Annotated in this window: 9 protein-coding genes; all 9 read left to right on the forward strand. The window is 71.2% G+C overall.

Features of this window, described 5'->3' with window-relative positions; all coding sequences use genetic code 11:
* On the forward strand, positions 1–639 hold the full coding sequence (gene mreD / locus ABD369_RS23285) for a rod shape-determining protein MreD (RefSeq protein ID WP_344638449.1): 639 nt from the start codon (positions 1–3) through the stop codon (positions 637–639).
* A gap of 13 nt (positions 640–652) precedes the next feature.
* Positions 653–2,881: a penicillin-binding protein 2 gene (gene mrdA, locus ABD369_RS23290; RefSeq protein ID WP_344638450.1), complete on the forward strand. Its 2,229-nt coding sequence runs from the start codon at positions 653–655 to the stop codon at positions 2,879–2,881.
* Positions 2,878–4,077 (forward strand): rod shape-determining protein RodA, encoded by a 1,200-nt coding sequence (rodA, locus tag ABD369_RS23295; protein ID WP_344638451.1) that lies wholly within the window; start codon positions 2,878–2,880, stop codon positions 4,075–4,077. Before mrdA ends, rodA begins: the two co-directional genes overlap by 4 nt.
* Positions 4,078–4,139: 62 nt before the next feature.
* Positions 4,140–6,068: a TIGR03960 family B12-binding radical SAM protein gene (locus tag ABD369_RS23300; RefSeq protein WP_344638452.1), complete on the forward strand. Its 1,929-nt coding sequence runs from the start codon at positions 4,140–4,142 to the stop codon at positions 6,066–6,068.
* Positions 6,069–6,158: 90 nt separating this feature from the next.
* A complete protein-coding gene (locus ABD369_RS23305) occupies positions 6,159–6,803 on the forward strand; it encodes a hypothetical protein (protein ID WP_344638453.1) in 645 nt (214 codons plus the stop codon).
* Positions 6,804–6,952: 149 nt separating this feature from the next.
* Entirely contained in the window at positions 6,953–7,717 is a 765-nt protein-coding gene (locus ABD369_RS23310; protein ID WP_344638454.1) for a TIGR03936 family radical SAM-associated protein, read from the forward strand.
* 480 nt (positions 7,718–8,197) lie between these two features.
* Positions 8,198–11,671: an Rne/Rng family ribonuclease gene (locus ABD369_RS23315; RefSeq protein ID WP_344638455.1), complete on the forward strand. Its 3,474-nt coding sequence runs from the start codon at positions 8,198–8,200 to the stop codon at positions 11,669–11,671.
* Positions 11,672–11,895: 224 nt separating this feature from the next.
* Positions 11,896–12,213 (forward strand): 50S ribosomal protein L21, encoded by a 318-nt coding sequence (gene rplU, locus ABD369_RS23320; protein WP_344638456.1) that lies wholly within the window; start codon positions 11,896–11,898, stop codon positions 12,211–12,213.
* A gap of 12 nt (positions 12,214–12,225) precedes the next feature.
* A complete protein-coding gene (rpmA, locus tag ABD369_RS23325) occupies positions 12,226–12,483 on the forward strand; it encodes a 50S ribosomal protein L27 (RefSeq protein WP_280697157.1) in 258 nt (85 codons plus the stop codon).
* Positions 12,484–12,541 lie beyond the last annotated feature (58 nt).

Below are 12,541 nucleotides of genomic sequence, written 5' to 3' on the forward strand. Positions count from 1 at the left end.
ATGCGTCCTGGCCGCATCCTGCTTGCCGCCGTTCTGCTGCTGCTCGGCCTGGTGATCCAGGTCAGCATCCTCGGCCGACTCCAACTCCCGGGCGCCACACCGGACCTGCTGCTGCTGATGGTGGTCGGCCTGGCTCTGGTGTACGGGCCGGCGGGCGGCTGCCTGGTCGGCTTCGCCGCCGGCCTGCTCGCCGACGTCGCGCCGCCCTCCGACCACGCCATGGGCCGCTACGCCCTGGTGCTCTGCCTGATGGGCTACGCCGCCGGCCTGCTCCGCCCCGAGGGCGGCCGCCAGCGCTCGGCGGTCAGCGCGCTGTTCGTGGTGGCCGGCGCCGCCGTGCTCTCCACCCTCCTGTACGCCGTGGTCGGCGCGCTGGTCGGCGACACCGCCGCCCGCCATGTCGGCCTCACCGGCCTGGTGTTCAGCGCGCTGCTGTACGACCTGCTGCTGGCCCCCTTCGTAGTGCCGGCCGTGATGCTGCTGGCCCGCCGCGTCGACGGTGAGCGCCCGGCGATGGAGTCCGAGGACGGCAACCGCTCCGGTCTGGGCAGCCTGGCCCGCTACAAGACCACCCGGGAGGCCTCACCGCTGCCCGCCTACAAGAAGAAGCGCCTGCCCGGCCTCGCCAAGCGCCCGTGAGGGGGGACCACACATGAGTAACATTCCGGAGACCGGCCGCACCCGGCGGGTGACGATCCGACTGGTCGTCCTGCAGATCCTGGTGCTCTCCCTGCTCGCCACCCTCGGCGGCCGGCTGTGGTACCTGCAGGTCCGCAACGGCAGCGAGTACGCGGCCAAGGCCCAGGGCAACCACATCCGCGAGGTGGTCGAACCCGCCGTGCGCGGTGAGATCCTGGACGCCTCGGGGCGGATCCTCGCGGGGAACGAGACCAAGCTGGTCGTCTCGGTCAGCCGCACCGCCCTGCTCCAGCAGAAGGACCACGGCAAGGCCGCCCTCACCAAGCTCGCCGAGGTGCTCGGCATGCCGGTCAAGGACGTCGAGAACAAGGTCAGGCTCTGCGACGCCAAGACCCCGCAGCCTTGCTGGAACGGCTCGCCGTACCAGCCGATCCCGGTGACCCAGCAGGCCACCACCCAGCAGGCGATGCAGATAATGGAGCGCCGCGAGGACTTCCCCGGCATCACCGCCCAGTCCACCGCGCTGCGCCGCTACACCGGCGTCGAGGGCGCCAACGCCGCCCAGGTCCTCGGCTACCTCTCCCCGGTGACTGACGACGAGGTCGCCAAGAGCGCCGGCAAGTCCGGCCGGGACCGCCGGCAGCCCTCCGACCAGGTCGGCCGGGCCGGTCTGGAGTCGGTCTACGACGACGACCTGCGCGGCACCACCGGCGTCGACCGGCTGGAGGTCGACAACCTCGGCCGGGTGATCGGCAGCGCCGGGCGCACCCCGGCCAAGCCCGGCGACAACCTGGTCACCAGCATCGACGCCCGGGTGCAGAAGGTGGTCGAGGACAACCTCGCGCAGGCCATGTCCGACGCCCGCAAGACCTACGACAAGGAGACCCAGAAGAACTTCGAGGCGGACTCCGGTGCCGCCCTGGTGATGGACGTGCACACCGGCCGGATCGTCGCGATGGCCAGTGCTCCGACCTTCGACCCCAACCTCTGGGTCGGCGGCATCTCGGCGAAGGACTACCAGAGCCTGACCGGCAAGGACTCCAACTACCCGCTGCTCAACCGGGCCATCCAGGGCCAGTCCGCCCCGGGCTCCACCTTCAAGGTCATCTCCACCACGGCGGCCGTCCAGGCCGGCTACTCGCTCGACGGCCACTACCCGTGCCCGAAGAGCATGACCATCGGCGGCCGCGAGTTCAAGAACTTCGAGAGCGAGAGCTTCGGTGACATCTCGCTGGAGAAGGCCCTGGAGGTCTCCTGCGACACCGTCTTCTACGGCCTGGCCTACGACCAGTGGATGAAGGACGGCGGCATCAAGCCCAAGAAGGACCCGGCCGACTGGTTCTTCAAGACGGCCCACCAGTTCGGCCTCGGCGCCAAGACCGGCATCGACCTGCCCGGCGAGGTGACCGGACGGGTGCCGGACCGGCAGTGGAAGCAGTCCTTCTACGACGCCAACAAGGACGCCTGGTGCGCCCAGGCGGCCAAGGGCGGCCACGACTACACCGACCAGATCGCCCGTGAGAACTGCGTCGACGGCAACGTGATGCGCGCCGGTGACTCGGTCAACTTCGCCATCGGCCAGGGCGACACCCTGGTCACCCCGCTGCAGATGGCCCGGATCTACGCCGCTCTCGCCAACGGCGGCACGCTCTACCGGCCGACCATAGGAAAGGCCATCGTCAGCCCGGACGGCACGCCGGTGCGCGAGATCGCCCCGCACGTCGACGGCAAGCTGCCCGACGACGGCAAGCTGCTCAGCTACATCGACCAGGCCACCGCGGGCGTCATCACCGGTGGTACCGCGGCCTGGAAGTTCGTCGGTTCGGGCTGGCCGCAGGACAAGATCGAGCTGCACGCCAAGACCGGAACCGCCGAGGTCGCCGGCAAGCAGACCACCTCCTGGCTGGCCACGTACAGCAAGGACTACGCGGTCGTGATGACGATAAGCCAGGGTGGTACCGGCTCCGGTGGTTCCGGTGACGCGGTACGACGGATCTACCAGGCGCTGTACGGCGTGGACGACAAGGGCGGCATCGACAACTCCAAGGCGCTGCTGCCCAAGCCGCAGACCGACCTGCCCAAGTTCAACCCGGACGGCACCGCCATCATCCAGCAGGCCGGCTACCCGGCCGGGTCCGCCTTCCTGGACCCGGCCCAGCCGGCCGGCGCCCAGGCCTCCCCGGCCACCGTGCTGCCGGCCGCGCTGGAACCCACCCGCTCCACCGGAAGGGGCCGGGCATGACCTCGTACGGCTCGTACCGCCCCGTCCGGCTGGCGCCGGAGCGCGGCACACTGGCCCGGGTGCTGGCCAAGGACTCCCCGCTGCGCAGGCTGGACTGGATACTGACGCTGTCCGCTCTGACGCTCTCGCTGGGCAGTTCGCTGCTGGTCTGGTCGGCCACTCGTGGCCGCGACTCGCTCACCCACGGCGACCCGCAGTACTTCCTCTACCGGCACCTGACCAACCTGCTGATCGGCCTGGTGCTGTGCGGCGCGGTGATCACGATAGGGAGCCGCCGGGTCCGTACCGCGGTCCCCGTCGTCTATGCCGTGGTGCTGCTGATGCTGGGGGCGGTGCTGAGCCCGCTCGGCTCCACCATCAACGGCGCGCACTCCTGGATCCAGTTCGGCGGCGGCTTCTCCATCCAGCCCGCCGAGTTCGCCAAGCTGGCCATCGTGCTCAGCATGGCGCTCCTGCTGTCCGCCCAGGTGGACGCGGGTGAGCGGGAGATCCCCTCGCACCTCAGCGTGATCCAGGCGCTCGGGCTGGCGGGGATCCCGATCGGCCTGGTGCTGCTGATGCCGGACGTCGGCTCGGTGATGGTGATGTGCGTGATCATCCTGGGCATCCTGCTGGCCTCCGGCGCGCCCAACCGCTGGGTGTTCGGCCTGCTGGTCGCCGGCACGGCGGGATCGATCGCGGTCTGGCAGCTCGGCATCCTCAGCAAGTACCAGATCGACCGCTTCGCCGCCTTCGCCAACCCCGCCCTCGACCCGTCAGGTGTCGGCTACAACACCGCCCAGGCCAGGATCGCCATCGGCTCCGGCGGGCTGACCGGCATGGGCCTGTTCCACGGCACCCAGACCATAGGGCAGTTCGTCCCCGAGCAGCAGACCGACTTCGTCTTCTCGGTCGCGGGTGAGGAACTCGGCTTCGTCGGCGGCATCGCGCTGATCGGGCTGCTCGGTGTGGTGCTCTGGCGGGCCTGCAAGATCGCCCGGCAGGCCACCAACCTGTTCGACACGGTGGTCTGCGCCGGGGTGATCAGCTGGCTCGCCTTCCAGGCGTTCGAGAACATCGGCATGAACCTCGGCATCATGCCGGTCGCGGGCATCCCGCTGCCGTTCGTCTCGTACGGCGGATCCTCGATGTTCGCGGTCTGGATCGGCATCGGACTGCTCCAGTGCGTCCGCACCCAGCGCCCGATAGGGATCTGAGCCGCCCGGCCGGTTCGGCTACTCTTGATGGTCAGCTTGTTTTCTCGGTAAAGGTCCTGTGCATGACTGTCGAGTCGGTCTTCCCCCAGTTGGAGGCCCTCCTCCCGCACGTCCAGAAGCCGATCCAGTACGTCGGTGGCGAGCTCAACTCGACCGTCAAGGACTGGGACGCCTGTGACGTCCGCTGGGCGCTGATGTACCCCGACGCCTACGAGGTCGGGCTGCCCAACCAGGGCGTCATGATCCTTTACGAGGTGCTCAACGAGCGCGAGGGCGTGCTGGCCGAGCGCACCTACAGCGTCTGGCCCGACCTCGAAGCGCTGATGCGCGAGCACGGTGTCCCGCAGTTCACCGTGGACGCCCACCGCCCGGTGCGCGCCTTCGACGTCCTGGGCCTGTCCTTCTCCACCGAGCTCGGCTACACCAACATGCTGACCGCGCTCGACCTCGCGGGCATCCCGCTGGAGTCCAAGGACCGGACGATGGACGACCCGATCGTCCTCGCGGGTGGCCACGCGGCCTTCAACCCCGAGCCGATCGCGGACTTCATCGACTGCGCGGTGATCGGTGACGGCGAGCAGGCCGTGCTCGACATCACCGAGATCATCCGGGCCTGGAAGGCCGAGGGTCGGCCGGGCGGCCGGGACGAGCTGCTGCTTCGCCTGGCCAGGACCGGTGGCGTCTACGTCCCGCGCTTCTACGACGTGGAGTACCTGGCCGACGGCCGGATCGGCCGCGTGGTGCCGAACGCCCCGGGTGTCCCATGGCGGGTCTCCAAGCACACCGTCATGGACCTGGACGAGTGGCCCTACCCCAAGCAGCCGCTGGTCCCGCTCGCCGAGACGGTGCACGAGCGGATGTCCGTCGAGATCTTCCGGGGCTGCACCCGCGGGTGCCGCTTCTGCCAGGCCGGCATGATCACGCGCCCCGTGCGGGAGCGAAGCATCACCGGCATCGGCGAGATGGTCGAGCGCGGACTGAAGGCCACCGGCTTCGAGGAGGTCGGCCTGCTGTCGCTCTCCTCCGCCGACCACACCGAGATCGGCGACATCGCCAAGGGCCTGGCCGACCGCTACACCGAGGACAAGGTCGGCCTCTCCCTCCCCTCCACCCGAGTCGACGCCTTCAACATCGACCTCGCCAACGAGCTGACCCGCAACGGCCGCCGCTCCGGCCTCACCTTCGCCCCCGAGGGTGGTTCCGAGCGCATCCGCAAGGTGATCAACAAGATGGTGTCGGAGGAGGACCTGATCCGCACCGTCGCCACCGCTTACGGCAACGGCTGGCGCCAGGTGAAGCTGTACTTCATGTGCGGCCTGCCCACCGAGACCGACGAGGACGTGCTCCAGATCGGCACCATGGCGAAGAACGTCATCGCCAAGGGCCGCGAGGTCACCGGGCAGAACGACATCCGCTGCACGGTGTCGATCGGCGGTTTCGTACCCAAGCCGCACACCCCGTTCCAGTGGGCCCCGCAGCTGAGCGCCGAGGCCACCGACGCCCGCCTGGCCAAGCTGCGCGACTCCATCCGCGGCGACCGCAAGTACGGCAAGAACATCGGCTTCCGCTACCACGACGGCAAGCCCGGCATCATCGAGGGCCTGCTCTCCCGCGGTGACCGCCGGGTCGGCGCGGTGATCCGCGCGGTGTACGACGACGGCGGCCGCTTCGACGGCTGGCGCGAGCACTTCTCCTACGACCGCTGGATGACCTGCGCGGAGAAGGCCCTCGCCGACACCGGTGTCGACGTCGACTGGTACACCACCCGCGAGCGCACCTACGAGGAGGTGCTGCCCTGGGACCACCTCGACAGCGGCCTCGACAAGGACTGGCTGTGGGAGGACTGGCAGGACGCCCTCGAGGAGGTCGAGGTCGAGGACTGCCGCTGGACGCCGTGCTTCGACTGCGGTGTCTGCCCGCAGATGGACACCCACATCCAGATCGGCCCGACGGGCAAGAAGCTGCTGCCGCTGACCGTGGTCAACAAGTAGCCCGACTTTCTCGGATCCCCGACCGGACGCCTCCGGTCGGGGATCCGTCGTGGTCAGCATCGACTGGCCGATGAGATACCGGGGGGAGAGATGACCGAGCAGCAGCCTGCGGGGTGTCTGACCGGGATCGCGCGGGCGGTCGCGCTGGTGGTCGTGGTGCCACTGCGGCTCGTCTGGGAAGTCCTCTGCGCGGTGGGGCGGTTCCTCAAGGCCGTGCTGTACGCGGTGTTCGTCTGGCCGCCTCTGATGCTGGGCCGGTACGTACTCGCACCGCTCGTGCGTTGGCTGCTCGTCCTGCCCGCGAGGTGGCTGTGGCGGTGCGTCCTCGCGCCCGTCGGGCGGTGGCTGGGGGAGTGGGTCCTGGTCCCGTTGCTGCGGGGGTTCGCCTGGCTGGTCGAGCACCTCGTCGTGGTGCCGCTGAAGGCGCTGTGGCGGTATGTGCTGGCGCCGGTCGGCCGGGCGGTGGTACTGCTGCTGGGGTACGTCGGGCAGGCGGTGGCGTGGCTGCTGCGGTGCCTGGTGGCGATCCCGGTGACCTGGGTGTGGCGGGTACTGCTGTTCCCGGTGCTGCGGGAGTTGGGCCGGGCGGTGGTCTGGGCCTGGCGCGTGGTCGCGCGGTTCTGGCGGTTCCTGGTGGTGCGGCCGTGCCGCTGGGTGCGGCGCGAGGTGTGGTGGCCGGTGAAGGCGGAGGTGCGGCGGGTGCTGCGGGAGCTCCGGCGGGCCCTGCTGGGGTGATTGCTCCGTGCGGAGGAGAGTGGGCGTGTCGCGGGCGCGTACCCTTGTCCTGACAGAGTCCGGCCAGTTGTTGCCGGATCGGGAAACTGACTAAGGACTGAGCGACCCTGGCACGCCGCACGCCCGACGGTCCGCCGCCCGCGCCGACGGTGCAGCGCATCCGTCTCCGCTACACCAAGCGCGGCCGTCTGCGCTTCACCAGCCACCGCGACTTCCAGCGCGCTTTCGAGCGGGCACTGCGCCGCTCGACGGTTCCGATGGCGTACTCGGCGGGCTTCACGCCGCACCCGAAGGTCTCCTACGCGAACGCCGCTCCGACCGGGGTGGCCAGTGAGGCCGAGTACCTGGAGATCGGCCTGGCCGCGGCGCGCGACCCGGAGGCGCTGCGCGCGCAGCTGGACGAGTCGCTGCCGACCGGTCTGGACATCGTCGACGCCGTCGAGGTCCGTACGCCGAACTTCGTCGAACGGCTGGAAGCCTCCGAGTGGCAGATCAGACTCGCTGGCGTCAGCGAGGAGCAGGCGGCCGGTGCGGTCGAGGTCTTCCTGGCCGCGGAGCGGGTCGAGGTGCAGCGGCTCACCAAGAACGGAGTCCGGGTCTTCGACGCGCGCAGTGCGGTCGCCGGGATGGAGGTCCTCCCGTCGCAGGTCGACGACGGTAACGACACCGCCACGGAACGCACCGGCGATGTTCGTACGGGCGGTCCCTGTGCGATACTGCGGCTGGTAGTACGACACGCCACACCCGCCGTACGACCCGACGACGTTTTGTCCGGTCTCCGTGCGACGGCCGACCTGGCGCCGCCGGTCCCCGCTGAGGTGACCAGGCTGGCGCAGGGGCCGCTCGACGAGGAGACCGGCACGGTGACCGACCCGCTGGCGCTCGACCGCGCGGCGGCCCCGGCCGGCCTGTAGCGGCTGCCGGGCCGCGCACACTTGCCGACCGCCGAGCGGGAGGGGAACGGGCTCGAAAGGGCCGTGTCTCCCCTGGCCCCCGCGGCTCCCCAGGGGAGCGAGCGCCGTCGCACGCAGGCCAGCTCCTTGCGGCCTGCCGACTCCGATGTCGGCGGGCCCGAGGGTCCGCCCTCCTTGCACGCCATCGGGCTGGGGGCACGCTCCCAGCCTCCGGCCCGGGGGACCCCACCCAGCCCGCCAGGCTGGGGGAGCGGGGATCCGGCTGGGCTTGGGACAACCTGAGAAGACTGGTCAGACCAGAAGACTTTCGACACCCCGCACCATGCGGGGCGCCGAGCGAGACTACGAGCCCCTGTGCGGCTCCGTGTCCGCACGGCGACACCGTGGGAGTCGGCCCGCCATTGCCGCGGCCGACCGGAAGAGCGGTGCCGCGCCGTGCCCGGATGCGGAGCCCGGGGGCCTGACGGGAGATCCACCCGCATGCTCGATAACACCGAACCGCAGCAGCCTGCCGCATCGGGCAGTTCCGAGGCAGACGGCTCCGCCGCGCCCGTGCGCCGCCGTCGCCGGGCGGTGTCCCGCCCGGCCGGTGCGCCGGCCGGAGCGGCCGCCGATTCCGCCGAGACCGTGCTGCCAGCCGAGAGCCACACCGAGGCCCCCGCGCCCGTTGAGGGTCCGGCCGCCGAGCCGGTGGCGGAGAAGCCGGTACGGGCCCGCCGTACCCGTAAGCGCGTCGAGGCGCCGGCCGGTGCGCCCGAGGCCGCCGAGGTCATCGTGACCGCGCCCGAGGCCGCCGAGGCGCCGGCGCCCGTTGAGGGTCCGGCCGCCGAGCCGGTGGCGGAGAAGCCGGTGCGCGCCCGCCGTACCCGTAAGCGTGTCGAGTCGCCGGCCGGTGCGCCGGTTGCCGCCGGGCCGGTTGCCGCCGAGACCGTGCTGCCCGTCGAGGCCCCGGCCGCCGAGCCGGTGGCCGAGCCGGCCGCGCCCGCCGCCGAGGAGGCCCCCGCCGCCGCGCCCGCCCGCCGTCGTCGCCGCCGGGTCGTCGAGCCCGCACCGGCCACCGTCGAGCCGGTCGCCGAGGAGGCACCGGAGGCGGCCGAGACCGCGGAGCAGCCCGAGGAGGAGGCCGAGGAGGCCCTTGCCGCCGAGGCCGTGCAGCCCGCGCCGGTGGTGGAGGAGCCGCCCGCGCCCCGGGTTCGCCGCCGTGCCGTGCGCCCGTCCACCGCGATCTTCCAGGCTCCGGTCTTCCAGGAGCCGGCCCCGTACGTCGCCGCGGCCCCCGCCAAGGCACCGGCCCCGGTGCAGCCGGCGGCTCCGGTCGCTCCGGCGGCCGAGGAGGAGGACGAGTACGAGTACAGCGGTGTCGGCCGCCGCCGCCGGGTGCGTACGGCCGTCCGGGTGAGCACTCCGGTCAGGCCCAAGCCGGCCGCCGTCGAGGAGCCGGCCGAGGAGGCGCCCACTGCTGCCGCCGCTGTCGCTCCCGAGGCCGAGGCCGAGGGTGAGTGGGAGGAGGACCGTCCGTCCCGTCGCCGTCGCCGGGGTGGCCGTCGCCGCCGCCGTGGCGAGGCCGAGGAGTTCGAGGCCGAGCAGACGCCGGCCGAGGCCGAGCAGGCAGCCGAGGAGGAGCCGGGCGCCGAGGCCGAGGAGGAAGAAGAGGACGAGCTGGCCGCCGGCCTGAGCTCCTCCCGCCGTCGCCGCCGTCGTCGCCGCCGCACCGGTGAGGCGGGTGTCGAGGCCGGTGCCGAGACCACCGAGGACGGCGTCCGTACCGTGGTCAAGGTGCGCGAGCCGCGCCGCCGTTCCACCGAGCCGTCCTTCGACCCGGACGAGGTGCAGTCCATCAAGGGCTCCACCCGCCTGGAGGCCAAGAAGCAGCGCCGCCGCGAGGGCCGCGAGCTGGGCCGCCGCCGGGTGCCGATCATCACCGAGGCCGAGTTCCTGGCCCGCCGCGAGTCGGTCGAGCGCGTCATGGTGGTGCGCCAGAACGGCCAGCGGACCCAGATCGGCGTCCTCGAGGACGGTGTGCTGGTCGAGCACTACGTCAACAAGGAGCAGGCCACCTCCTACGTCGGCAACGTGTACCTGGGCAAGGTCCAGAACGTGCTGCCGTCGATGGAGGCCGCCTTCGTCGACATCGGCAAGGGCCGCAACGCGGTGCTCTACGCCGGTGAGGTCAACTTCGGTTCGCTGGGCGGCCACGGCGGCCCGCGCCGGATCGAGTCGGTGCTGAAGTCCGGACAGTCCGTGCTGGTGCAGGTCTCCAAGGACCCGATCGGCCACAAGGGCGCCCGGCTGACCAGCCAGATCTCGCTGCCCGGCCGCTACCTCGTCTACGTGCCCGAGGGCTCGATGACCGGTATCAGCCGCAAGCTGCCGGAGAACGAGCGCGCCCGTCTGAAGCAGATCCTCAAGAAGATCGTCCCGGACGACGCCGGCGTCATCGTGCGCACTGCCGCCGAGGGCGCCAGCGAGGACGAGCTGACCCGCGACGTGCAGCGGCTGCAGGCGCAGTGGGAGGAGATCCAGAAGAAGGCAGCCTCCGGCAATGCCCCGGCGCTGCTCTACGGTGAGCCGGACATGACCGTCCGGGTCGTCCGCGACATCTTCAACGAGGACTTCACCAAGGTCATCGTCAGCGGCAACGACGCCTGGAACACCATCCACGAGTACGTCTCCCACGTGGCCCCGGACCTCACCGAGCGGCTGCAGCGGTGGACCTCGGACGTGGACGTCTTCGCCACGTACCGGATCGACGAGCAGCTGATGAAGGCGCTGGACCGGAAGGTCTGGCTGCCGAGCGGCGGTTCGCTGGTGATCGACCGGACCGAGGCGATGGTCGTCATCGACGTCAACACCGGCAAGTTCGTCGGCCAGGGCGGCAACCTCGAGGAGACCGTCACCCGCAACAACATCGAGGCGGCCGAGGAGATCGTCCGCCAGCTGCGGCTGCGCGACCTCGGCGGCATCATCGTGATCGACTTCATCGACATGGTGCTGGAGTCCAACCGGGACCTGGTGCTGCGCCGTCTGCTGGAGTGCCTGGGACGGGACCGGACCAAGCACCAGGTGGCCGAGGTCACCTCGCTGGGCCTGGTGCAGATGACCCGCAAGCGGGTCGGCCAGGGCCTGCTGGAGTCCTTCTCCGAGCCGTGCGTGCACTGCAACGGCCGTGGCGTGATCGTCCACATGGACCAGCCGCACGTCCACGCCGGCGGTGGTCCGACCGTGGTGGCCGGCGAGGCCGCCCCGGGTGGCGGCAAGCGCCGTCGCCGGGGCAAGGGCGGCGCCGGGCTGGAGGAGCTGCAGGCCGAGGTCCAGGTGGCCGAGGCCGCCCCGGCCGTCGAGGCGGTCGAGCAGCCGGTCGCGGTGGAGGCCGCCGAGCAGCCGGAGATCGCCGCTCCGGCGCCGGCCGAGGTCGCCGAGGCGCCGGCCGAGCAGCCGGCCCCGGTCGAGGCTCCTGCTGCCGCGGCCGTCGTTCCTGCCGCCCGTCCGCGCCGCCGTGCGGTGCGCAAGGCCACGGCGCCGGCCGGCACCCCGGGCGAGGCGGAGATCGTGGTGCTGCAGGCTCGTGCCGAGGCCGCGGTCGAGGCCGCCCTGGCCGCAGCGGAGGCGGTGACCGCGGTAGAGGCCGCTCCGGCTCCTGAGGTCGCGGAGGCCGCTGAGGCCGTCACCGAGGCCGTCGGGGCCCCGGCCGTCGTCGAGGCCGTGGTTGAGGCCGCTCCCGCGGCCGAGGCAGCCCCGGCAGAGGCCGAGGCCGAGGCACCTGCGCCCAAGAAGCGGACCGTCCGCAAGACGGCTGCGAAGAAGACCACGGCCAAGAAGGCCGTGGCGAAGAAGACCGCCGCCAAGACCACGGCAGCGGCCAAGAAGACCACCGCCCGCAAGACCGCGACCAAGCGGACCAGCGCGGCGGCCAAGAAGGCGGCAGCCGCTGAGAGTGATGGCGCGGCTGAGTGAGCCCACCGCCCGAGGGTGAGCCCAGGCTCACCCTCGGGCACCGTACGGGGTCCGGTTTGCCCCTGTGGCTGCCGTTCCGTATTCTTGACCATCGGCGTGTCTACGCCATGCTCCCGAGCACATCACCTCCCGGTTCCTCGCGAGAGGCCGGGGGAGGCCCCTGTGTCCGTACCCAGGCGGCTGGCATCGAGAGTTCCGCACCGAGTAAGGAAAGCAGGTACCGCATGTACGCGATCGTTCGCGCCGGCGGCCGCCAGCACAAGGTCGCCGTCGGCGACGTGCTGGAAATTGACCGTGTTGACGCCAAGCCGGGTGACTCGGTGGAGCTCTCGACCATCCTGGTCGTCGACGGCGAGGCCGTCACCTCCGACCCGTGGGTGCTGGCCGGTGTCAAGGCTCACGCCGAGGTCGTCGACCAGACCAAGGGTGAGAAGCTCGTCATCCTGCGCTACAAGAACAAGACCGGCTACCGCCGTCGTCAGGGTCACCGCCAGAAGTTCACCGCGGTGCGCATCACGAGCATCGACTCCGTCAGCAAGTAAGGGGACAGCTAGATGGCACACAAGAAGGGCGCAAGCTCTACCCGTAACGGCCGTGACTCGAACGCCCAGCGCCTCGGCGTGAAGCGCTTCGGCGGCCAGGTCGTCAGCGCCGGCGAGATCATCGTCCGCCAGCGTGGCACCCACTTCCACCCGGGTGCGGGCGTCGGCCGTGGTGGCGACGACACCCTGTTCGCGCTGACCGACGGCGCCGTTCAGTTCGGCAACCGTCGTGGCCGCCGCGTCGTGAACATCGTGGCCGTCGAGGCCTGAGTTCGCTGACGTAGCGTCAGGATCTCCGTGAGGGGTGGACCGGGTGACCCGGTCCACC

Origin of the sequence: Kitasatospora cystarginea, assembly GCF_039533515.1 — a bacterium.
GTDB classification, from domain to species: domain Bacteria; phylum Actinomycetota; class Actinomycetes; order Streptomycetales; family Streptomycetaceae; genus Kitasatospora; species Kitasatospora cystarginea.